At 42.3% G+C, this 23,696-nt stretch carries 19 protein-coding genes; 13 read left to right on the top strand and 6 right to left on the bottom strand.

The features are described 5' to 3' along the window. The first annotated feature begins 61 nt into the window (after nucleotides 1–61). Entirely contained in the window at nucleotides 62–910 is an 849-nt protein-coding gene (locus tag AC1XUO_RS08550) for a glycosyltransferase family 2 protein (protein ID WP_483329351.1), read from the top strand. Here AC1XUO_RS08550 and AC1XUO_RS08545 read toward each other — a convergent pair. Together AC1XUO_RS08545 and AC1XUO_RS08540 are read right to left on the bottom strand one after the other, a co-directional pair. Further along, complete coding sequence (locus tag AC1XUO_RS08545) at nucleotides 896–1,978, bottom strand: glycosyltransferase (protein ID WP_483329350.1); 1,083 nt, start codon at nucleotides 1,976–1,978, stop codon at nucleotides 896–898. The two genes, AC1XUO_RS08550 and AC1XUO_RS08545, sit on opposite strands and share 15 nt — an antisense overlap. Beyond that, nucleotides 1,968–3,065, bottom strand: coding sequence for a glycosyltransferase (locus AC1XUO_RS08540; RefSeq protein WP_483329349.1), 1,098 nt, complete (start codon nucleotides 3,063–3,065; stop codon nucleotides 1,968–1,970). Before AC1XUO_RS08540 ends, AC1XUO_RS08545 begins: the two co-directional genes overlap by 11 nt. Nucleotides 3,066–3,460: 395 nt before the next feature. On the opposite strand from AC1XUO_RS08540, the gene AC1XUO_RS08535 reads away from it, so the two are divergent. Next, nucleotides 3,461–3,844 carry a YtxH domain-containing protein gene (locus AC1XUO_RS08535; protein WP_483329348.1) on the top strand — a complete coding sequence of 128 codons (384 nt, stop codon included), beginning with the start codon at nucleotides 3,461–3,463 and terminating at the stop codon, nucleotides 3,842–3,844. 37 nt (nucleotides 3,845–3,881) lie between these two features. Here AC1XUO_RS08535 and AC1XUO_RS08530 read toward each other — a convergent pair whose 3' ends face one another. After that, the gene (locus AC1XUO_RS08530) at nucleotides 3,882–4,946 is read right to left on the bottom strand and encodes an SDR family oxidoreductase (protein WP_483329347.1); all 1,065 of its coding nucleotides are present in this window, start codon (nucleotides 4,944–4,946) and stop codon (nucleotides 3,882–3,884) included. A 218-nt stretch (nucleotides 4,947–5,164) separates the two neighbouring features. Here AC1XUO_RS08530 and AC1XUO_RS08525 point away from each other — a divergent pair, with 218 nt between their 5' ends. The 4 genes from AC1XUO_RS08525 to AC1XUO_RS08510 all read left to right on the top strand — a co-directional run bounded on the left by AC1XUO_RS08525 (nucleotide 5,165) and on the right by AC1XUO_RS08510 (nucleotide 10,137). After that, nucleotides 5,165–5,752: a Crp/Fnr family transcriptional regulator gene (locus tag AC1XUO_RS08525; protein WP_483329346.1), complete on the top strand. Its 588-nt coding sequence runs from the start codon at nucleotides 5,165–5,167 to the stop codon at nucleotides 5,750–5,752. A gap of 524 nt (nucleotides 5,753–6,276) precedes the next feature. Then, nucleotides 6,277–7,284, top strand: a complete 1,008-nt coding sequence (locus AC1XUO_RS08520; protein ID WP_483329345.1) for an ABC transporter transmembrane domain-containing protein — start codon at nucleotides 6,277–6,279, stop codon at nucleotides 7,282–7,284. Beyond that, nucleotides 7,274–8,635, top strand: coding sequence for an HlyD family secretion protein (locus AC1XUO_RS08515; protein ID WP_483329344.1), 1,362 nt, complete (start codon nucleotides 7,274–7,276; stop codon nucleotides 8,633–8,635). Before AC1XUO_RS08520 ends, AC1XUO_RS08515 begins: the two co-directional genes overlap by 11 nt. Nucleotides 8,636–8,664: 29 nt before the next feature. Continuing rightward, complete coding sequence (locus AC1XUO_RS08510) at nucleotides 8,665–10,137, top strand: TolC family protein (RefSeq protein ID WP_483329343.1); 1,473 nt, start codon at nucleotides 8,665–8,667, stop codon at nucleotides 10,135–10,137. Between the two features lie 116 nt (nucleotides 10,138–10,253). Here the strand turns inward: AC1XUO_RS08510 and AC1XUO_RS08505 are convergent, their stop codons facing one another. Next, nucleotides 10,254–10,376 carry a hypothetical protein gene (locus AC1XUO_RS08505; protein ID WP_483329342.1) on the bottom strand — a complete coding sequence of 41 codons (123 nt, stop codon included), beginning with the start codon at nucleotides 10,374–10,376 and terminating at the stop codon, nucleotides 10,254–10,256. A gap of 478 nt (nucleotides 10,377–10,854) precedes the next feature. Between AC1XUO_RS08505 and AC1XUO_RS08500 the strand changes: the two genes are divergently transcribed. From AC1XUO_RS08500 to AC1XUO_RS08470, 7 genes are all read left to right on the top strand, one after another. Beyond that, entirely contained in the window at nucleotides 10,855–11,280 is a 426-nt protein-coding gene (locus tag AC1XUO_RS08500; protein ID WP_483329341.1) for a hypothetical protein, read from the top strand. A 159-nt stretch (nucleotides 11,281–11,439) separates the two neighbouring features. Beyond that, entirely contained in the window at nucleotides 11,440–12,522 is a 1,083-nt protein-coding gene (locus tag AC1XUO_RS08495; RefSeq protein WP_483329340.1) for an efflux RND transporter periplasmic adaptor subunit, read from the top strand. 24 nt (nucleotides 12,523–12,546) lie between these two features. Next, nucleotides 12,547–15,753, top strand: coding sequence for an efflux RND transporter permease subunit (locus AC1XUO_RS08490; protein WP_483329339.1), 3,207 nt, complete (start codon nucleotides 12,547–12,549; stop codon nucleotides 15,751–15,753). Further along, the gene (locus AC1XUO_RS08485) at nucleotides 15,743–17,176 is read left to right on the top strand and encodes a TolC family protein (protein WP_483329572.1); all 1,434 of its coding nucleotides are present in this window, start codon (nucleotides 15,743–15,745) and stop codon (nucleotides 17,174–17,176) included. The genes AC1XUO_RS08490 and AC1XUO_RS08485 overlap by 11 nt, the downstream gene beginning before the upstream one ends. Before the next feature lie 251 nt (nucleotides 17,177–17,427). After that, nucleotides 17,428–17,880, top strand: a complete 453-nt coding sequence (locus AC1XUO_RS08480; protein WP_483329338.1) for a carboxymuconolactone decarboxylase family protein — start codon at nucleotides 17,428–17,430, stop codon at nucleotides 17,878–17,880. 56 nt (nucleotides 17,881–17,936) lie between these two features. Further along, nucleotides 17,937–18,275 carry a YciI family protein gene (locus tag AC1XUO_RS08475; protein WP_483329337.1) on the top strand — a complete coding sequence of 113 codons (339 nt, stop codon included), beginning with the start codon at nucleotides 17,937–17,939 and terminating at the stop codon, nucleotides 18,273–18,275. Between the two features lie 54 nt (nucleotides 18,276–18,329). After that, nucleotides 18,330–19,562, top strand: coding sequence for an RNA polymerase sigma factor (locus AC1XUO_RS08470; protein WP_483329336.1), 1,233 nt, complete (start codon nucleotides 18,330–18,332; stop codon nucleotides 19,560–19,562). Nucleotides 19,563–19,643: 81 nt separating this feature from the next. On the opposite strand, the gene AC1XUO_RS08465 is transcribed toward AC1XUO_RS08470, so the two are convergent. Then, nucleotides 19,644–21,071 carry a DUF1501 domain-containing protein gene (locus AC1XUO_RS08465; protein ID WP_483329335.1) on the bottom strand — a complete coding sequence of 476 codons (1,428 nt, stop codon included), beginning with the start codon at nucleotides 21,069–21,071 and terminating at the stop codon, nucleotides 19,644–19,646. A 41-nt stretch (nucleotides 21,072–21,112) separates the two neighbouring features. After that, nucleotides 21,113–23,473, bottom strand: coding sequence for a DUF1549 domain-containing protein (locus tag AC1XUO_RS08460; RefSeq protein ID WP_483329334.1), 2,361 nt, complete (start codon nucleotides 23,471–23,473; stop codon nucleotides 21,113–21,115). Nucleotides 23,474–23,696: the final 223 nt, after the last annotated feature.

The raw sequence follows: 23,696 nt of genomic DNA, 5'->3' as shown, positions 1-23,696 counted from the left end.
CGGTTTTTAAATATTGCACGGGCTGTCAAAAGGTTACTATACGAAGAAAACAAATAGATTTATGGGAAATATTATTTCAGGCATGATATCTTCAGTATCCGTTCTGACCATTGTGAGCGGACGAACCCAGGCTTTGCAGAATTTGATTGCCGGACTTGAACGCAACAGTATGCTGCCAGATGAACTGATCATTGTGCACATGAATGAGCCTGTCATTAATTTACGTTCCGAGTTTTTTGATATCAAAAGTTTCGCACTGATTACTGAACGTCCGCTTCCATTGGCAGAAGCAAGGAATTATGCAGTAGAACAATCGGTAAGCTCACATATGATTTTTTTGGATGTTGATTGTATTCCTGCTGAAAATTTAGTCAGGCTTTATTTTGAAGGTTTTGCGTGCCAGGATTGTTTATGGACTGGTCCGGTTCGTTATCTGCGTGAGTTCGCTACTGAGACGCCTGAGTTTATCGAAAAACTTGATGAACTGAGCACGGCTGACCCCATTCGTGGCGGTTTACATGCGCTCCCATACGAACTTTTCTGGTCACTAAATTTTGGTTGCAGCAGGAAAGTTTTTGATCAAATAGGTGGTTTTGATCCTGCTTTTCAAGGGTATGGAGGGGAGGATACAGATTTTTCGTTTATGTCCAGAGAGAAGGGGATACCAATTGCTGTGACGAGCGCAACTGCTTACCATCAATTCCATCCGAGCTACGATCCGCCGTTAAATCATTTTGAAGACATTATCATCAATGCAACGTCATTTCATGAGAAGTGGAAAATATGGCCGATGGAAGGTTGGTTAAATAAATTTGAAGATCTAGGTTTGATCGAGAGGGGGGAACTCTACATTAAAACACTTACATTTCCTACACAGCTGGAGATTTCGTTAGGGCTAAAATCTCTCTGACCCATTACCGAAAAGTCGATTACCAAGTAAAGTAAGTTCGTTGCAAATCTTTTCAGGAGCATCTTGATTTATAACACCATTCCAACGGTTGGATGGCAGACGCTTTACCCTGGAGAGAATTTCTTGCCAATCTCCCTTCATAATTTGATCCGGGTGAACCACAACGGCCATTTCATTTTCCCGAAGCAGTTTTGCCTTTGCAAATTGCTCATTAAAGGGCCGGGGTTCGGGAATACAAATGAAATATTTATTCAGATCAGCCATTTCCATAACCGTATTGTGGCCGGCATTTCCTATAATCACTTCGCATATTTGAAATTGTTCAATAGGATCTTGAATCGGGCCAAGTAAATTGACATTGTTTGGAAGATCCAAGGTTTCGTTCCCTGCAAGAGCACCGATGACCTGAATCGTGCTTGTTTCACATGATAGTCCAAGTTGCCTGATAAATGGAAGCCCCAAGGAGGTTCCACCCGTACCTGTCATCACGCCTAATGATCCGGGAATTACGTCAGCTGCAAACTTCGTTGTGCCGGAATATCGGGAAAAACCACCTGAATAATACGTTTTATTATCCACCCATTCATGGGCTGAAGGGTTCATTAGTTTCCGGTTGCATGGCGCAATCAGCATCTGCGCACTTTGATAGGCGCTGAGATGAGGAAGGTCATCACGATCGCCATTTTGGCGAATCACAACGGTCGGAATGCTGGTAAGCGCTGCCAGTAACGCGACTTCAACAGATACGTCCACGATCAGCAGTACCGGAAAAAGTGCATTCAGACTCGCTGTGATTTTCGCAGTTCTCTCAGCCGCGGATTTTAAATTGATAGGGACATAATGTAGGAAATTCAAATCTAAGATAGTAGCATTTTTATCATCCGTGTTTATCATATCACCCGGCAACTCAATGCACTGTATATAATCAGGGATAATATCCTGATAACGATCCAGGCTGCTTCCTAAAAATGTGACCGTTCCTCTTGGAAGATTCCTGGCAATGGCTACCGATCGCATCAGGTGGCCCGATCCATGGTGATGTATATAAAACGCATAATTAAATGACATTGAATTTCATTTCTTTTGGCTTATTATTTCTAACGGCATCTTGTAAGGCATACTCATACTGATCAGTCATTTTCTCCACATCAAAATAATGCTCGGCCCGGTCCCGGCAATCTTTCCGGTTAAGCTTTGTCGCTTGAATGATACAATCAGCGAGTTGTTCAATATCTTCACTCCGAGATAATCTTCCGGTTAAGTTGGATAATAAATCGGGCAAAGCGCCACGTGAGATTCCTGCCACAGGCGTTCCACAGGCAAGTGATTCGGCGACCACCAGCCCGAACGGTTCGTCCCAGCAAGGTGTGATCAGGCAAGCCTGCGCATTACCGATCAGTTCATTAAGTCTGCTCTGATCACAGTGTCCCATCAATTGAATTGTCTCGTCTACGAGGGGTAAAATCACTTCTTCATAATAAAATGTGTCGGCGATCGCGCCTGCAATTTTTAGTTTTTTCCCGGCTGCCTTGGCAGCCAGAATCGCGATATGCAAACCCTTATCAGGATGTATTCTCCCAAACCAAAAAATATATTCGCCATTGTTTTCCGGATAGTACTGCCAGGTATTCAGGTCAATACCATTTGGGATAACTGCACAATCCGGCGCGTAATTTTTCCAATTTTCCGCATTCGATTTTGAAACGGAAATGTATTTTATATTGCCAAAAGACTGTTCATGTCGAATTGCGTTTTTTAACTCAAAAATAGGCGGTGTATGAAGAACTGTAACCATAGGTGCCTTCACAAGTGCTGACATCATAATCGGCACATAGTTCAGGCTATTATTAAAAATCACGTCAAGTTGATCGCTATCAATATCCTGCATCATTTCTACATAGGCATGATGTGTGGTAATAAATTCGGTACTCAACTCACGCGAATTAAAACGTGAAGAAGTAATGGGTTTGTGGTCTGCCTCGCAAAGAATTGGTTTTACGTTTAAGATGGGGTCAGAAGATGCGCAGGCATATAGTAACACATCATGCCCCCTCGCCAGTAACCGCTGACAGATATCATAAGTAAACGCTTCCAGACCTCCCATAAAAGGTTTTGAGATTGGATATTTCAAATGCGCAATAATCCCGATTTTCATCCCTATAAAGGTTAAATGTATAGATCGAACTTTAATCTTAAATAAAACAAGCATTGCGGTTTAACTTGTTATTCAATGAATTATAATTATTGTGCCTTCGTAAAGCTGGGGAAATTCTGTGGAGCACAGGATTTTGTGTAGAATGATACGAAAGATTATGGGGTATTAGATTTCCATGCGATCAATGGAAAGAAAATACGGAGTCGAGGTGGAAAAACAATAGCTAATGTAATGGCCGTCTTGTAAAAATTTCAGTAACAGAAAATCGAATTTAAAAGGATTATTACAATGGTAATTCCGGCAGATGACAATGATTTTATTGATGGCATCTTGGCATTCTGTGTTTTCTGGCACGGATTTATATAGATCTTAAAGCTCACAACAAAACGAAAACTATGAGATCATACCACGAAGATGACGAAACGAATGAATCCGAAGGTGCGGGTTTTGCTACCGGCTTATTGATCGGAGCTGCGATTGGAGCTATTGCTGCTATACTGTATGCTCCAAAATCAGGGCAGGAAATCAGGCAGGAATTGAAGGACCTGGCAGACGAAAAAACGGGTGACCTTAAAACCCAATGGGCGAAAACTAAAGATAAGGCTACGGGATTTGTAGATAACGTAAAAGAAAAAGTTGACACAGTAGCCAACAGGGCAAGCGATTCTGTAGATGCTTATGCTGATAAAGCCATTGATACCGTAATTTCCGTAGCTGACAAAGCGAAAGGAACCGTTGATAAATTCAAAACATCAGACGGATATTCCGAAGGGTTATAATAGAAAGATCGGCATGCGCGCGCATGCCGATCTTTTTTTATGGAATTAAATTTTCCGTTCGCAGTCTTTCAAATAAGTCGAAGAATGAATCTCTCGTGTCCTGATACACGGTAAACCCTAATTTGCGACTCTTAGACATATCCGTCATAACCTCCATAGGTCGGCTCAGATCGAGGTCGGTGTGCCAGGCAGATGCCAGTCGGTTGATCTCATTTTCTTTCAAATTGTATTTACCAGCGATTTGCTTCCAAATGTCGCCATCATCTTTCATCTCCAATTCCAGTGGATGGATATTTCCGTCAAAGCCAGCCGGCTCAATTTTGAACCATCCTGCTATTTGTCCCCACAACCATTTCCAACGGAATATATCACCATTGGCAACATTGAAGGCCTCATTGTGAGCAGCCTCCGTAGTTGCAGCCCATACCATGTGTTCGGCAAGAATTTTTGCATCTGTGACATCTGATAATCCATTCCATTGCTCGGCAGATCCCGGAAAGTGAAATGGCTTCCCGGTATATTTGCAAATCGACGCGTATACCGCCAGGGTCGTTCCCATATTCATTAAATTGCCGACTGCTTTTCCGATCACCGAATGTGGTCTGTGAATGCTCCACGTAAACCCGTCACGTGCTGATGCGTCATAAACTTCATCTTCCTGAGCATAATAGAAGTTTTCCAGGTCCAGCCTTGGATGCTCCTCGCGGACAGGAGTTTCTGGCAATGTGCCGGTTTTTGCATACGCTTCAAATGGTCCCAGATAATGTTTTAAGCCTGTTACAAGTGCCACATGCTGCACAGATTTTTTGTCAGAAAGGCTTTTAAGTAAATTTCTGATCATCAGGCTATTGACCCTGATATTTTCAGCCTCTGTATCCTGACGCATCCATGTCGTAAAGAAAACATGGGTAGGTGTAACGTCAGCGAGTTTTGTCACCAGTTCTTCCGGATTAAGTAAGTCAGCCGAAATCGGAATCAGACCTGCAATGTTATTGGGATTGCGGGCGAGGCCATAGGTAATCCATCCCTTTTCAATCAGTTTTTCTGCAAGGTTGCTCCCTGTGATACCAGTTGCTCCAACCACTAATGCGATATTTGGCATATATATTGTTTATTAGTTAAAAGTTAAAAACGGCAGTTTTTTTCTATTTTGGTGTTACACCTGCCAATGACACAAAATTACCAGATCGGAAGATGATGGAGAATGATGTGTATCAATCCGGGTACTTGATCTAAATCAAGCAGCTCAAATGTGGATTCATTGTCAGGTACTGTCAGTCTGAAAAATTATCTTTGCGCACAGTAAAAAACATTTGAATTATGATTGATATACTGTTTAGCCATATTCAGGAAAAGGTAATGCTGACAAATGATGAGAAGGAGACAATCAAAACATTTTTCATTTCGAAAAAATTGAGGAGAAGACAGTATTTATTGCAGGAAGGCGATGTCTGCAAATACCTTACTTTTATATCAAAAGGACTTCTTCGTACTTATAATGTTGACGAAAAGGGCGTTGAACACATGAGTGTTTTCGGTTGGGAAGGTTGGTGGTTGTCAGATTTCAACAGCTTTTTGACAGGAAAACCAGCAGTATTTAACATCGATGCCATAGAAGATTCTGAGTTGCTGCAGATCTCCCGACAGGATTATGAAGATATAACTATGGCCGTCCCGATCATGGACAGGTATTTTAGGATACTTTATCAAAACAGCATTGTTACCAAAGAGCGACGACTGATGAGCTCGAATACCCATAATGCCGAAGAAAAGTATCTCGAATTGGCGGAATCAAACCCCAAGATGATTGAACGGGTCCCGCAAAATCTGGTTGCTTCTTATTTGGGTATCGCGCCCGAGACGCTTAGCCGGATCAAAAAGAATTTGGCAGGTCGAAAACAATTTTAATTTTTTGCAGGTATATTTGAAAGATAATTGGTCTTCGTTTCGAATCAGATGGGAGTCATATTTTGTCTCAAAACTCTTGTTGTTTATATATTACTTTTTGGAGTTTGTTTTAGACTTTCCAAAATTTGTTATCTAAACGATTTCAAATGAGCAGTAATAATTAGGAAGGTTTGATTTGAATAACTGACAATAGTATACAGTTCTCCGTGGCATACATTTTTAATAATTTTCCAATTATTCATAAGTAAGATAACTCCTGTTCCAGAATGGAAAATTTGCACAAAAACGATACCCTGAACACAAGGAATTTTTTAATGATATATTTGACTCTCAAATGTATGAAATAGTGCCATTTCCTTCTCCATTCGAAGTTTGATCATTTATTAGAAAGATTCTAATCTCATTCTTAACCGATTCTCATGATTCGGCTTCAAATTTGTGGCTGAGATAAGCTTATGCGAATGAGTTGATCTAAATTTTAAAGAAAAGTGTTCGATTTTTTATAGGTATAACCCAACATTTTAATGAAGAAAAAACACAAAGCTGACGCGCCAACTCCATGGCAAAGGCTTCTTGGTATGCTCTATGTGGAGCGAACTACCATCAATTATATCTTTGTTTACGCAATTCTGATCGGTCTGATCGGCTTAACGTTACCTTTGGGTACAACAGCTGTTTTTAATTTTCTATCCAATGGTGCCCTATACAGCTCAACGTATATTTTAATGGGGGTTGTTCTGTTGGGTATTGCTGTGGGAGGAATGATGCTGATTGGACAGCTCACGCTTGTTGAGATGATTGAGCAAAAAATATTTGCCAAAGCAACTGTCGAATTTGCCTATCGTTTTCCCAGAATCAAAAGAAAGGAGTTTGAAGGAGAAAATCCGGCTGAACTTGTAAACCGTTTTTTTGATGTCATTACCATTCAGAAAGGTCTGACAAAATTATTGGTGGATGTAGTTGCCGCAGCAGTTACGATTTTTTTTGCGGCCATTTTATTATCTTTTTATCATCCAATATTTATGACTTTTGGTATTTTGACTGTTTTGGTCATTGTGATGATGCTTTTCTTTTTCTACAAGATCGGCGTTAAAACCAGTATTAAGGAATCAGAATATAAATATGAGGTGGTTGCGTATCTTGAAGAAGTTGCCTCCAACCTTGATGAGTATCGAAACATCCCTGGGAAACTTGCCGAAGTAATTTTCAATACTGACAAGATTACTGCAAATTACCTGAAAGCCAGAAATGATCATTTCAAGATCCTACGAAAGTTTTTTGCAAGCTCAGTGGCTTTAAGGACGGTTTTAATGGGTGGTCTACTGCTCCTGGGTTCGTATTATGTGGTTGAACGTCAGATGACACTTGGTCAGTTTGTTGCCGCGGAGGTTATCATTGTACAAATTAGCTATGCTGTAGAAAAGTTTATGACAAGTCTTAATACAATCTTTGATATGGTTACAGGCAGTGAAAAACTAGCCGCGGTAACCGATCTGGAATTAGAAGAAAGTGAGGTGAACCATGGTTTCTGAAACTAAAAATTATTTCGAAGAAGGTAAATGGGAAGAGCTTGGGACACTTTCCAGTCGTGAAATTCTGGTTACGCGTGGACAAAGGCTTTTAGGGAGGATCATGTTGATTCTACTTTTGATATTTCTTTTAGGATTGTTTCTGCCCTGGCGGCAAACTATTCCTGGACGTGGTGTTGTAACTGCTTTACGGCCGGAAGATCGTCCTCAAACAGTTCAGAATCAGATAGGAGGAAGAATTGAACATTGGGCAGTTCGGGAAGGGCAGAAAGTGAATATTGGCGACACGATCCTCATTATTTCTGAAACAAGTCAATCTTACTTCGACCCCCAGTTGCCTGTGAGGTTACAGGAACAACTGGCTGCTAAGGAAGGTAGCGAGGATGCGGCGACACAAAGAATGCAAGCGACCTCAGCCCAGATCCGCGCCATGTCAAGAGCTCTGCAGCTCCAGCTCACTTCGGCCAGGAACAAAGTGAAGCAGGCGGAGAATAATGTGGATATCGATAGTGCTGACCTGGTGGCAGTTAAGAATTTTTACGAGATTAGTAAATCCAGGTTGGCACGTTACGAGGCTGGTTACCTGAATGGATTGTTTTCTCTGACCGATATCGAATCACGCAGATTGAAGCTGCAGGAGGATAACGCGAAAGTAATTAGTCAGCAAAACAAATTAAATAATTCCAAACAGTCGCTGTTGAATGCCAGAATAGACCTTGACAATATTGAAGCACAGTACGAGCAGTCAGTTGCTAAGGCGCAATCTGATCTGAGCTCAGCCTTTTCCAGTAAAGTTGGGGCACAAGGTGAAATAGCCAAACTTCGAAACGAGATATCAAACACCGAAATTCGTCGCGGCTTGTATGTGGTCCGGGCGCCGCAAAGTGGGTATGTCGTAAAAACCTTAAAGGCCGGGATCGGAGAAAATATAAAGGAAGGGGAGTCTATCGCAACGCTCCAGCCGGACAGGCCACTGGTTGCCGCTGAGATTTATGTAGATGCAATGGACGTTCCATTGATCCTTAACAACAGCGAAGTAAGACTTCAGTTTGAAGGATGGCCTTCGGTTCAATTTTCTGGTTGGCCGTCGGTAGCAGTAGGTACGTTTTCCGGACAGGTTTCTGTGATAGACCTTGTCAGCAGCCCGGGCGGGAAGTATCGCCTGCTCGTAAGACCCACGAATCCCGTACCTGAAAATGATGAGCCATGGCCCATTCAGCTAAGACAAGGCTCCGGTGTTTATGGTCGCGTAATCCTTCGTACCGTTCCGATCTGGTACGAGATATGGCGTCAGTTGAATGGCTTTCCACCAAGTCTGGAGGCAGAACCTAAGGGTGGGGGAGCTGAGAAATGAGTTTAGTAGAGATATTAAAATTGCTTACAATGAAGCATTTGCATAATAAAACATTTGCTTTGTATGTGTTTATTATGCTGTTAGCATCCTGTGCCAAAAGTTTCGCGCAGCAAAATACGATCAGCGACACAAGCAAAGTTTTCGAGTTAAAAGATCTGGAGGAAATTGTTTTTTTTAACCATCCCATCGTACGGCAGGCAGCATTGCTTAGCGAGGAGGCCAGGGCGAAGGTGATGCAGGCCTGGGGCGGTTTTGATCCGGCCATCAAAAGTCATTTTGGAAGAAAAGATTTTGGTAATACGGAATATTACAACAATTGGTCCAATGAATTAAAAGTCCCGCTATGGTTGGGCGGAGCGGATTTGAAGATTGGCTACGACCGGTTTGTTGGAAAATATACAAATCCTGAAACCCAGACAAGTACTTCCGGATTGTCCGGAATCGGTTTGGCCATACCCATTGGTCAGGGCTTTTTCATTGACGCAAGAAGAAATACTTTGCGACAATCTAAGGTGATGGTCAATTATGCCGAAGCCGAGCAAATTAAGCAAATTAACAAAGTTTGGTTTGATGCGGTAAAGGATTACTGGAATTGGTTTTACGCGCATCGTCAGTATGCGCTAATCCGGGAAGGCGCCGATCTGGCTTTAAAAAGATTTGAAGCCGTAAAAAATCAAACGCTGCTTGGGGATAAGCCACCAATCGATTCTGTGGAAGCGGTGATCACTTACCAGGAGCGTAGTTTACAGCTGGAGAAAATAAAAGTAGAACTTATCAATACCCGATTGATCCTTTCAAACCACTTGTGGAGCAATAAGGGAGAGCCGATGGAACTGCCTGAATATTCTATCCCTCAGAACCCGGTTGAAAGAATAACCGGCTCAGACAGAACGCAGATTGATTCCTTGCTCGCCAATGCCGCTAGTCAGCATCCGGAGATATTAATGCTGAAAAGTAAAGCTTTGCAGCTTGAACTGGAAAGAAATTACCGGCGGGAATTATTAAAACCTAAGTTGAGCGTGAGCGCGTCATTACTGACAAGTCGCAATGCATTTGGCCCTCAGGTTCCTGATAGTTACCAATTGCAATGGAGCAATTACAAAATGGGTGTGGACTTTGCATTTCCTCTTTTTTTACGGGAACAACGCGGAAAACTGCGCGAGGTGAAAGTGAAACAACAATATCTAAATTTCGATTTACAGCAGACGGGACGTGAGATCAATACAAGCATTATGAACTCCTACAACAAACTTCTGGCTTATGAGTCGCAGTTAGTTATACAGGCACGAAGCGTAGAAAATCAGCTGATTCTGGTCAATGGCGAGCTGGCAAAATTTGATCTTGGCGAAAGCACACTATTTCTGATCAACAGCCGGGAAACCAAACTGATTGATATGAGAATTAAAATGGCTGAGTTGGTGACTGACTACCAAAAAGCGGTTGCTGAATTATATTATGTGGCCGGTACCTCGCAAAATAATACCCAGATGGTTAGGGAATAGTTACGGAAAATAGTGAATATAGATTCCGAGCAAACAAAATTAAAATGCTAACAAAAAGAAACAGGCACCGGGAATTTTCTGGTGCCTGTTTCGTATATAAAATCCCGAAATTCTTTTTAAACAAGTTGAGCGTCTTTTTTACCTTCCACCAACCGTTTGTTCAATTTGTTATTGAAGGATTGTAAGTATGCAAAAATAACAACTCCCGTAACGACGCCTAATCCAATTATCTTTTTCATAAGTTCTATATTTTCGATGTGAACAATGTTTTTTATACTTTGATTATTGTTTACAAAAATAGTACCAGCACGGTACCGTATTTAAGACTAATCAATATTATACTGGAAATCAACTGGCGTTTTGTCTTTTAATAAGTTTTGGCTGCTCATCACAGGGCTTTCACATTGATTTTGTATAAAGCTAATTTTGAAATTAATACAGATAACATCATCAGTTTCCAGCTAGTGATACGTGAAATGATAACTGATTGAATACATCACAATAGGATCGTGTGATAAAGGTTCTGATAAAGCATTGAGAATATTGGTATGTTTATATTTAATCAATAATTATTCGCTCGATATCACATACCGGTAATATTTTAATTCAATTTTAATTTGGATTTAATACCGTACTAACGAACGTAAGCGGTATTTGTAATCAAGTTTGAATCAGGACCCGATATTCACTCCTTGACTTGATAACGTGTTGCATCCGATGAAAAAGTTATTTAAAATTCTCTTACCTGTTTGTATCCTGCTATTCGGCGGCTATGTCCGTTTATCAGGACATCCGATGGCTGAGTCTGGTCAAGATTCTTCTCCCACAAATAGCGAACAGACCGTTTTTGGTTTATTTACTTTTGCGCAGGATTGTCAGGAGCTTATTATTAAGGCGGTTTCGAAAGACCTGGAAAGAGAAAACGCACTGAACCGCGCTGCCAAAGTGGAAGAAAAGGAAGATGAATTGCAATCTTTCAAAAAACACCTTGATTTTAACGGCGACTTCCACGTTGCCTTTATTGCTCCATTTCATGGGTTTGTTCATTACGACCCCATACGTTATTTATTCTCGTACAGCGAATTTGCATATATCCCGTCTTATAGTACTTTATTCCTCAGATTAGGAGTGCTAAGGATTTGATACCAATCAACAGGCTACGACCTGTCTTCTAGTTTCCCGTTTTCCTACTGAAAAAAAATCAGGGCAGTGAATTACGTGGAACAACTCACCAGGAATGCGTCAAAACGCATCTGCTCAATTTAGAATTATCAAACTCATATTGTATAACTATCAAATGTCATGAAGAGAATTCTCATGGTCATCAGCTTGTGTGCGTTGTTGCTACATACAGGCTGTGAATCGAAAAAAGAAGAAAAGGAAGAAGAAGTGGATTATCTGGTTACCAGTCCTTTGCAGAAAGACACATTGGTTACTAAGGAGTATGTCGCTCAAATCCATGCCATCAGCCACATTGAGCTAAGAGCTCTTGAAAAAGGGTACCTTCAGAATATTTATGTTGATGAAGGTCAACTTGTAAAAAAAGGACAACTCATGTTCAAGATCATGCCGATGATCTATGAGGCTGAAACACAAAAGGCTCAGGCTGAGGCTAATTTTGCGGAAATAGAATACAAAAATACCAAGTCACTTGCTGACAGCAATGTGGTATCCAAAAATGAGCTCGCCTTGGGTAAAGCTAAATTGGATAAGGCAAAAGCGGAATTAGGTTTAGCGAAAGCCCACCTTAGCTTTACTGACATCAGAGCTCCGTTTAGCGGTATCATGGATCATTTCCAGGGAAGGCTTGGAAGTCTTGTTAATGAAGGCGATCTGCTGACAACGATTTCAGATAACAGTAAAATGTGGGTTTATTACAACGTACCAGAGGCCGAATATCTCGACTACAAAACGAAGATAATCAAAGAAGGCGCACTCAAAGTGGAGCTCCTGATGGCAAATAACAAATTATTTGACTATCCAGGTTTGGTTGAAACGATAGAGGCTGACTTCAATAATGAGACGGGTAACATCGCTTTCAGAGCAACTTTCCCAAATCCGAAGGGTCTTTTGCGACACGGTGAAACTGGTAATATCTTGGTGAAGTTGCCGATTAAAGATGCCCTGATCATTCCTCAGAAAGCGACTTTCGAAGTTTTGGAGAAAAAATATGTCTATGTGGTGGATAAAGACAATGTGATCCGGTCACGTGAAATTACGATTGAGGCTGAGCTTCCCCACATTTTTGTTGTGAAATCTGGTTTGAAAACGAGTGACAAAATCCTTTTGGAAGGCTTGCGTCAGGTAAAGGAGAACGAAAAGATCCACTCCAAGTTCGTAAAGCCTGATTCTGTTATCTCTAATTTAAATCTGTATGCCGAATAGTCAGGCATCTAAAAAGTATAAGACATGTTCAATCAATTCATAAGAAGACCTGTTTTCGCTATTGTGATTTCGATCATGATCGTGTTTATAGGCATCCTGGCGATTGAGAAATTACCCATTTCTCAGTTCCCGGACATTGCCCCAACCACGGTTAATATATTTATTGCTTACCCTGGTGCGAGTGCGGATGTGTTAGTGAAATCCACATTGATTACGCTTGAACAAGCGATTAACGGTGTTCAGGATATGCGTTATATTGCTACGGATGCAACGAGTGCCGGTGAAGCAACGCTCAGAATTATCTTCGAGCCCGGGACGGATCCGAATGATGCTGTTATTCGGGTCAAGACAAGGGTGGATCAGGTGATGCCGCTTTTGCCGGAATTAGTTCAAAGAGAAGGGGTTGTTATTTCGCCGGTTCAGCCTAGTATGTTGATGTACGTTAACCTTTATTCGAAAGAAAAAAGCATTGACGAAAAATTCCTCTTCAACTATGCAACCGTTAAAATGATTCCGGAAATTCAGCGGACGAAGGGTATAGCGAGAGCGCAAATATTGGGTAGCAGAAGATATGCCATGCGTCTTTGGTTAAATCCGGAACGTATGCGTGCTTACAACGTTTCGACGGAAGAAGTGATGAAAGCCGTTGGAGAACAAAGTATCGTTGGACGGCCTGGTCGTATTGGACAGAGTTCTGGTATCGCTGCGCAGTCTCTGGAATATGTGCTAACCTACAAAGGACGATACGACAAGCCGGAGGAATATGAAAATATTATTATTCGGGCTAATTCTGCTGGGGAAAGTATTCACTTAAAGGACATTGCGAAAGTTGAGCTGGGAAGTGAGTTTTTCGATATTTATTCCAATCTGGATGGCCACCCTTCGGCAGCGATCGTTTTAAGACAAAACTATGGCAGTAACGCCAGCGATGTTATTGAGGAAGTAAAGAAAAAACTTGATGTGATGAAAGAGTCCTTCCCTCCGGGAGTGGATTACAAGATCAGTTATGACGTTTCTCAATTTTTGGATGCGTCAATCGAGCAGGTTATTGATACTTTGAGAGACGCATTTATCCTGGTTGCCCTTGTGGTATTTGTATTCCTTGGCGACTGGCGTTCAACTTTGATTCCGATCCTTGCGGTTCCGGTATCGTTGATTGGTGCGTTCTTTGTCATACAGGGTTTCGGACTTTCCATTAACCTGATCACGCTCTTTGCGCTCGTACTTGCCATTGGTATCGTGGTCGATGATGCGATCGTCGTCGTCGAGGCCGTCCATGCCAAGTTTGAAGAAGAGCCTGGGATATCACCCTATAATGCGGTGAAAAAAGTGCTTTCTGAGATTAGCGGAGCGATTATCGCGATTACAGCCGTAATGGTTTCAGTGTTCCTCCCGATCTCATTTATGTCTGGTCCGGTTGGTACTTTCTACCGTCAGTTCTCGATCACCATGGCAAGTTCAATCGTTATTTCTGCCTTGATTGCCTTGACACTTACGCCGGTACTTTGCGCCATGTTGCTGCAAAATCATCATGGACACGAAAAGAAGAAAAATGTTCTAACCAAAGCGCTTGATAGTTTCAACCGGGTTTTCGACAAACTGACAGGAAGATATGTAAGCTTGCTTAAAAAGATTGTAAGCAGGAGAGTGGTTACCTGGGGTGTATTGTTGGCGTTCTGCGCAGGAATTGTGTTTGTAAACAAAATTTTGCCGGCTGGATTTATCCCAAACGAAGATCAGAGTACAATTTACGCGATCATTCAGACACCTCCGGGTTCTACGCTTGAAAAAACCAACGAAGTTTCAAGACGCCTTCAAAAGATTTGTGAAGAAGTCGGTGGCATCGAATCCGTGTCTTCACTGGCAGGTTATGAGATTATGACGGAAGGTCGCGGTTCCAACGCAGGTACTTGTTTGATCAATTTAAAACCCTGGCACGACCGTGATAAAAATGTGAAGGAGATCATGGAAGAACTGGAAGCCAAAACACGTGGACTTGGTGCCGTGGTTGAATTCTTCGAACCGCCAGCGATTCCTGGTTTTGGTACTTCCGGCGGTTTCTCCATGCGTTTGTTAGATAAAAATTCTGACACCGATTATAGTGAGTTTGATAAGGTCAATAAGAAGTTCATGGAAGATCTTGCCAAACGTCCGGAACTGACGGGTTTGTTCACTTTCTTCGCTGCGAATTATCCGCAATATGAATTGAAGATTGATAATCAGCTTGCGATGCAAAAAGGTGTATCAATTGGAAAAGCGATGGATAACCTGAACATCATGATCGGTAGTACTTACGAACAAGGGTTCACCAGGTTCAACCAGTTCTTCAAAGTATACGTGCAGTCGGATCCAAGTTTCAGGAGGCTTCCATCTGATATTTTAAAACTATTTGTTAAAAATGATGCAGGAGAAATGGTGCCTTATTCATCGTTCATGACACTTAAAAAAGGTCAGGGTCCTAACGAGATTACCCGTTTCAACTTATATAACTCCGCCGCGATTCAAGGTCTTCCGGCAAAAGGATATACCACTGCCGACGCCATTCAGGCAATTCGTGAAGTGTCTGCGAAAACTTTGCCAAAAGGCTATGACATTGCTTTTGAAGGTCTTTCTTATGACGAATCGATTCGTGGCAATGAATCGCTGGTTGTATTTGTGATCGTGTTGGCCTTCGTTTACTTTGTGTTGGCTGCCCAGTATGAAAGTTTCATCATTCCGTTTGCAGTAGTGCTATCGCTTCCAGTTGGGGTGTTTGGTTCTTTCTTGTTATTGAAATTGATGGGTTTGGAAAACAACATTTATGCACAGATCGGTTTGATCATGCTCGTCGGGTTGTTAGGTAAAAACGCCGTACTGATCGTTGAATTTGCTGTGCAGAAGCGGTCGCAGGGCGAAACGATCCTGAATGCAGCCATCGAAGGAGCGAAAGTGCGTTTCCGTCCGATCCTGATGACTTCCTTCGCATTCGTTGCGGGTTTGATTCCGTTGATCAGTGCTACCGGAGCAGGTGCGATCGGAAACCGGACCATTGGTGCTTCGGCGATGGGTGGTATGTTGTTCGGGACTATTTTCGGGGTAGTCATTATCCCGGGACTGTATTTCATATTCGGCACTTTGGCCGATGGTAGAAAAATGATCAAAGATGAAGAGGACGGCTCGCTGTCTGAGCAGTTTGTTCACGCAATCGATGCTTTCCCTCAAACCAATGAACAACGTAATGATGCGCAATAAAAGAATAATAAATTGGGTTGGAATTGCATTAATTGCTCTGACCTACACCGGATGCAGCGTGCCAGCTCTGGTACAGAAAACGGAGAATAAAGTTGTTCCTGTGAGCTATAAAGGCTCGCAGGACTCAACCAACAGCGGAAAAGCAAATTGGAGAGTTTTTTTTACAGACTCATCCCTTACCGCCTTGATAGATACTGCGCTGTTAAACAATCAGGAATTGAATATCACGATGCAGGAAATCGAGATTTCGAAAAACGAAGTGATGGCCAGAAAAGGGGAGTATCGTCCTTTTGTAAGCCTGGGCGGTGCTGCTGGTGTCGAAAAAGCATCACGGTATACGCTTCCGGGAGCGACCGAGGAAATTACGGAAATTAAACCCGGTAAAAGGACGCCTGACCCATTGTCTGATTTTCGTTTTGGGGCTTCTGCTACCTGGGAAGTCGATATCTGGCATAAGCTGCGTAATGCGAAAAAAGCTGCCGTATCCAGGTATCTTTCTTCGGTGGAAGGTAAGAACTTCATGATGACAAATCTCGTTTCGGAAATTGCCAATAATTATTATGAATTGTTGGCACTCGACAGTCAGCTTGAAATTTTGCAGCGCAACATTGAGATTCAGAGTAATGCTTTGCGGATTGTCAAAATGGAAAAGGAAGCGACAAAGGTGACCGAACTTGCCGTTCGCAGGTTTCAGGCCCAGGTTTTGAATACCCAAAATTTGCAATATGATATCAAACAGCGCATTGTAGAGGCAGAAAACAGGATTAATTTTCTGGTAGGTCGTTATCCTCAGCCAGTTGCGAGGACGCATCAAAACTTCGAGGCGTTACTTCCGGCGATAGTTCAGGCAGGTATTCCAACACAATTACTGGAAAATCGTCCGGATGTCAGACAAGCTGAAAACGACCTTGCGGCAGCTAAACTTGATGTGCAGGTAGCCAAAGCTAATTTCTATCCCCGTTTGGGTATTACGGCAGTTCTTGGCCTGCAATCATTCAGCCCGATTTACCTGGCAAAAGCGCCTAAGTCCATTATTTCTTCCATAGCGGGAGATCTTGCAGGACCTTTGATTAATAAAAATGCGATCAAAGCGGCCTATTACAGTGCCAACGCGAAGCAGATCCAAGCGGTTTACAATTATCAGCGAACTGTACTTAACGCTTATATCGAAGTAATAAACCAGCTGTCAAGGATAGATAATCTTGAAAAAAGTTATGATTTGAAAAAGAGCGAAGTGGAAGCGCTGACCGAATCGATCAATATCTCGAACCGTCTTTTTGCATCGGCAAGAGCAGATTATATGGAAGTATTACTGACTCAGCGCGACGCACTTGAATCCAGATTTGATCTGGTTGAAACAAAGATGAACCAGATGAACGCAACGGTCGATATCTATCGTGCGCTCGGAGGTGGCTGGAGATAGTAGTTACTGGTTCTGGTAAAGATTATTTTGTAATTAATTAAATGAGTAACCTCAAAAGACTTCGGTTTTTTCGGTTACTCATTTTTTTTAGCAACTGCACAGTGTCGAATACGTAATGGTTCATTTCGTTGAAACCAAAATCTGGCGCGTACAAGGAGTAACAATTTTTTATTTTTTTAAATATTTCAAAGTTTATGTCCGGAAAAGAGAAGTCGATTGTCATTCATTTTTAACGATAAACATTCAGAAACATGGAAACCAGAATCAATGTTCAGGCAAAAGGTCAAAATGCTTTAAAAACGATCTTTGGCATCGGCGGTTATTTAAAAAAATCATCAATTGAAAAACATCTTTTAGAGCTAGTCAATTTACGTGTATCTCAGATCAATAGCTGTGCTTACTGTTTGGATATGCATGCGAAGGAATTACTAGAACTGGGCGAAACGATGCAGAGAATGTATAGCATCAGTGCCTGGGAAGAGACGCCATATTATACATCCCGCGAGAGGGCTGCGTTCGCCTGGGCGGAGGCGGTAACACATTGCGTAGTGGGCGATGAGGTATACAGAAAAGCGATTGCCGAATTCTCAGAAGAAGAGCTAATCGACCTTACGCTTGCCATCACGACAATTAATACCTGGAATCGCTTTAACCTCGCGTTCCCAACCACACCTGGTACGTACAGAGTAGGACAGTTTGGATGATAATTTAATTTCAATTAATCTTATTACATCGTCAAAACATTTAAATATTCAGCCAGATGAACGAATTCTTATTACTTTTCCGTCGGGATTTTCAGACGCGGGAAGAACAGACCTCCCCGGATGAAATGCAGGAGCATTTGAAGAAATGGCAAAATTGGTATGGTAGTATCGCTGCGCAAGACAAACTCGCCAGGCCTTTACAGCGTTGGGACAGGGAAGGCAAAGTTTTAACCCACGATAAAACAGTTTTGAATGGCCCTTACGCGGAAATTAAAGAGTCGATAGGAGGGCTGGTAGTCGTCAAAGCGGCTGATTATGAAGAAGCATTGGAAATTGCAAAAGGTTGTCCAATCCTTGAATTTGGCGGCAATGTTGAGATTCGGATGGCGCTTTGATTTAATCTGTGAAAAAATGTCTTTGTAATTTTGCAAAGACATTTTTCTTGAACTATGGAAGAAAAAGAATTAATACCGCATTTGTTTCGGACAGAATACCAGAAAATAGTTTCGGTCCTCTGTTATCTGTTTGGTATTGAGCATATTGAAATTGCTCAGGATATTGTGAGTGACACTTTTTTGTCTGCTACTGAGCTATGGAGTGTGAAAGGAATTCCGGAAAATCCACCCGCCTGGCTGTATACCGTTGCTAAAAATAAAACGAAAAATTATCTTAAAAGGAACACACTGTTTGATAAGAAGATAGCGGAGGAAATTCGATATAACATGCCTCCTGGCGAAGAGATCGAGATGGATATGTCGCAAAAAAATATTGAGGACAGCCAGTTAGCGATGATTTTTACGGTTTGTAATCCGTGTATATCCAGCGAATCTCAAATCGCGCTGGCGCTAAATCTTCTCTGCGGATTTGGCGTTCAGGAAATTGCTGATGCGTTTCTGACTAATAAAGAAGTAATTTATAAAAGAATCAACAGGGCAAAAGAAAAGCTGAAAGAAGCGAGAATTAAAATCAAACAACCATCCCTATCTGAAATTAGCGGACGGCTGGAAACAGTTCTGACAACCCTCTATTTACTATTTTCAGAAGGATATTATTCGATTTCCCAAAATACAACACTTCGAAAAGATCTTTGTGCAGAAGCGATGCGGCTTAATTATTTGCTTTTACAAAATGAAAGTACAAACAAACCACAGGTCAATGCCTTGATGGCTTTAATGTGTTTTCATGCATCAAGATTTGAAGCAAGAACAAATGAGATCGGCGAATTAATCTTGTATGAAGAGCAGGATGAAACGCTTTGGAACCATGAACTTATGGAGAGGGGGAAATATTTTTTGAGCATGTCGGCCAGGGGAGATCAGCTGACTAAATTTCATCTCGAAGCCGGAATTGCTTATTGGCATACGCACAAAAACGACACACTCGAAAAATGGGAAAATATACTTGACCTTTATAATCACCTTTTGATATTAGAATATTCTCCAATCGCAGCGCTCAACCGAACCTTCGCAGTAGGCAAAACAAAAGGAAATGAGCAAGCGATCAGAGAAGCAGAGCAGTTAGGTTTAACGGAAAATCATTTTTACCACACTTTATTGGGTAAACTTTATTCAGGCCAGGATAAAGTAAAAGCCTTAAAACATTATGAAAAAGCAGTGAAGCTTTCCCATTCCGAATCTGACAAAGTGTTGATTTTAAAGAAAATACAACTTTTGAAAGATTGATTTAATTATTGATCAATTGAATAATTTGGTCTGACTATTAAGAATAAAACGAGGTTTCCATGGAAAAAACTCCGTCTTCGGTTATGATAACAAATCCAGCGCTGCTTTTCCTTTGCCATCCGGCGTAGTGTAAAAGGGGCGTTTTTCAACTTCGTATTGCGTGTCCTCAGGAATTCCAAGCGCGTGGTAAATGGTCTGGTGAACCTGATCTATTTTGATTGGATTTTCAATGGTTTTACACGGACGCTCGTCTGCAGTTTTTCCATAAACAAATCCTTTTTTAATTCCGCCGCCGAACATCAGCATCGAACCGGCATCTGTGAAGTGACGATGCATTCCATAAAATTTCATTTGCGAAAGGATATCAGGCTGGCTGACCTGCTCCAAAACCTTTGCATCCGGCTTTCCTTCGACCATCATATCACGGCTGAATTCACTGGCAAGTACGACCATCGTTCTGTCAAGCAAACCTTGCTTATCAAGGTCCATGATTAACTGAGCTATCGGGCCGTCGATCTGTTTTTTCATATCGGCCAGTCTCGTATTTCCGTTTTCGTGCGTGTCCCAGCCTTTGAATGGTTCGTATTCCGTCGTAACACTGATAAATCTTGCTCCTTGCTCGGTAAGACGACGGGCCAGCAGACAGCCCAGGCCAAACTTTCCGGTGTTATAAATATTGTAACTTTCTCTCGGTTCTGTACTTAAATCGAACGCTTTTGACTCAGGCGAATTAAGTAATGCGTAAGCCTGTTCCATTGAACGTTTTAAAGATTCTCTCTGGTAATCACTTCCAAATTCGCCAACAGGGCTGTTGTTGATCAATTCATTATAAAGTTGATTCCTTCTTTCAAAACGTTTTGCATCCATCCCCACAGGCGGACGAACGCTTTCAAGGCCCTGACTTGGATCAGGGATAAAAAACGGCCCGAACTCATTACCAAGAAAACCCGCTGTATGAAAGGCTTTTAATTCTTCCGCCTCTCCGACAGTAAAACGTTGGCCTATGTCAATGAACGCAGGGATAACAGGATTTTTAGGTCCCAATTCTTTCGCGATCCAGGAACCGAGATGGGGTGCTGCTACGGTTTGAGGCGGTTCGTAACAAGTATGCCAATGGTACTGGTGCCGGGAATGTAAGATATGTCCCATATCCGCTGCAACATAAGAACGGATCAGGGTTCCCTTGTCCATCACACTGCCAATAGATTGCAGGCCGTCAGAAAAGTGGATGCCATCCAATTTTGTAGGCATCGATTTGAACGTACTCAGCACGCGGTTTCCTTCCATTCCTTTTTCAAATGGAGTAAAACGTTTCGGGTCAAATGTTTCTGTATGAGCCATTCCGCCTGCCATCCAAAGCAAAATAACAGTATCTGCCGAGGATTCCGAACCGGCAATTTTTTTACAACCGGATAATAATCCCGCAACAGGAGCACCTGCGGCCAGTGCAGCCAAAGTTGCCGCGCTGGCTCTTTGTAAAAATTCTCTTCTGTTCCAGTTATTTTTCATCACAATTTGACTTAACAGGATGGATTGATAGGGTAATTAAATCAATAAATAAGTTGAAATTCGGGTATCAACGCCATTGCCCAGACAAGGTCCTGAATACCTTCTTCACTTGGCGTCGGACCGAGTATTTTTCGGGCCACCATTAATTCTTTAGGCTGCGGATCTCTTCCGAGCGCATTTCGGTAAAGCTCCGTAACCAGTATATCAGATGCGGGATATTTTTTCTTCCATTCTTTCGCACCGCGTTTTAAAGTCTCAGTAAACTTGTTTCCATTCGTGAGTTCAAGTGCCTGCAACAGATTTGCCTGCGAAGTTCTGCTTGTGCTTACCGTTTCCCTGTTGGGTCGCCCAAGTGAGGTAAGGAATGGATCATTTTTGACAAATCCTGCCCTTGCGAACGGGAGTTTACTTTTAATGGTTTCGGGCAAGAGGTTAAAAACGATCGCTGAATCTGCATACATCGGATTGAAAGCTGCGCTGATCGCGTCGGTAAATTGCTCAGCTGTTAACCTGCGCCTGACCATACCTGTGAACTTGTAGTCATTTGCCATAATATCACCAGCATCCTTCACAGAACTCGACGGAAGCTGGTATGTTTTGGAAGTCACAATGGTAAATATCAGCTTTTTCATATCATAACCGTTTGCCACAAAATCTGACGCGAGCCAATCCAGCAGGTCTTCGCTCCAAGGCATATTGTCCATCATATCAACCGGTTCAACAATGCCACGACCAAGCAGCTGTGCCCATATTCTGTTGACCGCCGTCCTGTATAACCTGCCGTCTTTTGGCTGAACAAGTAAATCAGCCAGTTGGCGCAGTCTTTTTTCAGTGCTGGCGTCGATACTGATTTCTCCAAGTTCAGGAAATAATATTCTTGTATCTGCAATTTTGCCAGTCGGTTTATCGCAACGATTAATTTCCAGCAAAGTATCCGCGAAAATATTGGCGAAGGCGTATGAATCTGCCAGTTTCCAGTCGGAAATAAAACTATCGTGACAGGATGCACATTTTAGATTTAATCCTAGCAAAACCTGAGAAACATTCTGGGCAGCCTGCATCTCCGTACGCTGACTGGAATTAATGGTGCCTCTCCATTTAATTCCTTTAATAAACCCTTCCGACTCTTTGGTCGGGCTGATCAGTTCTTTCACAAACCAGTTATAGGGTTTGTTATCTGCGAGAGACGTGTAAAGCCATTTTGTGATATCAAACCGACCTTTTGTAATATAACCCGTTCCGGAATAGTCATTGCGGAGCGCGTCATTCCAGAACGACATCCAGTGCTGCGCATAGTCGTCGTTTCTGGCAAGTAATTCTTTTGCTAACCGTTCGCGTTTATCCGGCCGGTTGTCCGCAACGAATGCTTCGATTTTGTCTGGCGAAGGTAACAGTCCAATAATATCGAGATATAAACGCCTGATATAGATTCGGTCATTCACAACCGGCTTCCATGCAATTTTATTTTTTTGAAAATATACATTCACAAATCTGTCGACAGGCAGGATAATATCTCCGCTAGCGGCAGGAAGTTCAGGTGTTCTTGGTTCAAGCCGTGCAACACGATAGATGCTTTCCTGTTGGCCATCAGGCCATAACGCACCTTTTTCGATCCAGAATTTCAGGACATTGATCTCTCTTTCCGTAAGTCTTTTTCCCTTCGTAGGCATAGCTTCCTTATGGCCTTTTGGCAAAGAAATTCTTCGGATCAGTTCACTTTTATCAGGATGATCGGGAACGACAACAACGCCATCTTCCCCGCCTTTCATAATGGCTTCCTTGCTGTCAAGCCGAAGATCGCCTTTTGTTTTGGTTTCGCTGTGGCAGCTGTAACAGTTATGTGCGAGAATCGTCCGGACTTCCACATTCAGATCCTGAATCTGCTGCGGATTTAAAGCACCTGTGTTTGTTAGTATAAAATCCGGCTCGTCAGAGCCTTTGGCTGTAACCGGCTCATCCGAATTTGGCAAAACACTGGACAGATAATCATCTCCATGTGTGAGCATTGCGCCATAATGACCGGCAAGTGAAACGCCAAAAACTGTTACAATGAGCAACGCCCTGTACAAGCCGCGTTTGTTAAGGCGAAGAGAGACTGCTGCAAAAACGGCCAGCAACATCGTGGCGATTCCAGACCATCTGTGGATTTCCAGATTTGTCCCCGACGCCTCTTCCTGACCAGCCAGCATCCAGCCGAAAATGACTGCAAATACTGCGCTTCCGGCACCGACCCAGGTGAGTATGTTGGTTGCGTCGCGCAATCCGGAAGATTTACGTTTCCAGTCAATCAGTTCCAGTAAAAGTGCCACGCATAATAAGCCAATTGGGAAGTGGACAAGTAGCGGATGGAGCCGTCCAAAAAATTGCCACAGCCAGAAGGTTTCAGTCGATTGCAGTAACACGAGTCAAAGGTTATTGTAAATGAGTGATTTAAACAGGGTTTTGGAAATATAGTGACAATTCTAATAAAAAAGAACAAAACAACTATCCTGTTCTGTCTTGGTTTAATTCTATTTTCTTTGTTTTGTTTGCTTAAACTTTTTTTGTGCGCAGATTGGTGATCAGGTGTATTATTAATTTAACATATCCTAAGAAGTTTGTATTCTTCGAACATAAAATGAGCTG

Source organism: Dyadobacter sp. HNCC25DJ186 (assembly GCF_056895235.1).
The sequence above is the reverse complement of the archived record's forward strand: the minus strand, read 5'-3'. Positions and strand labels throughout refer to the sequence as shown.

Excerpts from the sequence above, each read along its gene's own strand:
- AC1XUO_RS08475 (WP_483329337.1), top strand. The coding sequence starts at position 17,937 with ATGAACGAATTCTTATTACTTTTCCGTCGGGATTTTCAGACGCGGGAA.
- AC1XUO_RS08500 (WP_483329341.1), top strand. The coding sequence starts at position 10,855 with ATGAAAAAGTTATTTAAAATTCTCTTACCTGTTTGTATCCTGCTATTC.
- AC1XUO_RS08465 (WP_483329335.1), bottom strand. The coding sequence starts at position 21,071 with ATGAAAAATAACTGGAACAGAAGAGAATTTTTACAAAGAGCCAGCGCG.
- AC1XUO_RS08530 (WP_483329347.1), bottom strand. The coding sequence starts at position 4,946 with ATGCCAAATATCGCATTAGTGGTTGGAGCAACTGGTATCACAGGGAGC.
- AC1XUO_RS08490 (WP_483329339.1), top strand. The coding sequence starts at position 12,547 with ATGTTCAATCAATTCATAAGAAGACCTGTTTTCGCTATTGTGATTTCG.
- AC1XUO_RS08505 (WP_483329342.1), bottom strand. The coding sequence starts at position 10,376 with ATGAAAAAGATAATTGGATTAGGCGTCGTTACGGGAGTTGTTATTTTT.
- AC1XUO_RS08470 (WP_483329336.1), top strand. The coding sequence starts at position 18,330 with ATGGAAGAAAAAGAATTAATACCGCATTTGTTTCGGACAGAATACCAG.
- AC1XUO_RS08485 (WP_483329572.1), top strand. The coding sequence starts at position 15,743 with ATGCGCAATAAAAGAATAATAAATTGGGTTGGAATTGCATTAATTGCT.
- AC1XUO_RS08550 (WP_483329351.1), top strand. The coding sequence starts at position 62 with ATGGGAAATATTATTTCAGGCATGATATCTTCAGTATCCGTTCTGACC.
- AC1XUO_RS08495 (WP_483329340.1), top strand. The coding sequence starts at position 11,440 with ATGAAGAGAATTCTCATGGTCATCAGCTTGTGTGCGTTGTTGCTACAT.
- AC1XUO_RS08510 (WP_483329343.1), top strand. The coding sequence starts at position 8,665 with ATGAAGCATTTGCATAATAAAACATTTGCTTTGTATGTGTTTATTATG.
- AC1XUO_RS08520 (WP_483329345.1), top strand. The coding sequence starts at position 6,277 with ATGAAGAAAAAACACAAAGCTGACGCGCCAACTCCATGGCAAAGGCTT.
- AC1XUO_RS08540 (WP_483329349.1), bottom strand. The coding sequence starts at position 3,065 with ATGAAAATCGGGATTATTGCGCATTTGAAATATCCAATCTCAAAACCT.
- AC1XUO_RS08545 (WP_483329350.1), bottom strand. The coding sequence starts at position 1,978 with ATGTCATTTAATTATGCGTTTTATATACATCACCATGGATCGGGCCAC.
- AC1XUO_RS08525 (WP_483329346.1), top strand. The coding sequence starts at position 5,165 with ATGATTGATATACTGTTTAGCCATATTCAGGAAAAGGTAATGCTGACA.
- AC1XUO_RS08480 (WP_483329338.1), top strand. The coding sequence starts at position 17,428 with ATGGAAACCAGAATCAATGTTCAGGCAAAAGGTCAAAATGCTTTAAAA.
- AC1XUO_RS08515 (WP_483329344.1), top strand. The coding sequence starts at position 7,274 with ATGGTTTCTGAAACTAAAAATTATTTCGAAGAAGGTAAATGGGAAGAG.
- AC1XUO_RS08535 (WP_483329348.1), top strand. The coding sequence starts at position 3,461 with ATGAGATCATACCACGAAGATGACGAAACGAATGAATCCGAAGGTGCG.